The sequence below is a fragment of the Salifodinibacter halophilus genome, assembly GCA_012999515.1.
GTDB classification, from domain to species: Bacteria; Pseudomonadota; Gammaproteobacteria; order Nevskiales; family Salinisphaeraceae; genus Salifodinibacter; species Salifodinibacter halophilus.
The window spans coordinates 1-275 of the sequence record JABEEB010000221.1; the positions used below are offsets into that span (position 1 = coordinate 1).

A 275-nucleotide genomic window follows, 5' to 3' on the forward strand; every position below is an offset into this window, starting at 1 on the left:
CGCCGTTGTGGGTGTAGGTGACCTTGTCGGTGCTCTGGTTGACCGTCACGTTGCCGTGCGCCGGCGGAGCGATCAACGTGCCGATGCCGAAGCCGATCGGCGGCGGGCCGCCGTCGCAGGCGTCGGCGTCGAGGATCGCGGTGCCGCCGTTGGCGACCGCCAGGGTCATGACCGGGCACCGGATCGATGGCGCGGCCACCGCCGCGGCCGACCACAGCCCGGCCAGGACGATCAGAATCGCTGCCAACCCGCGTCGCCAGGTGCTGGCTCCGGCC

The 275-nt window shown here is 72.7% G+C and carries 1 protein-coding gene; it reads right to left on the reverse strand.

The genetic code is table 11. The annotated features are described in order from the left end of the window. Nucleotides 1–247 (reverse strand): hypothetical protein (locus HKX41_11405; protein ID NNC24738.1); only part of this gene is annotated, 247 nt, incomplete at its 3' end. Nucleotides 248–275: the final 28 nt, after the last annotated feature.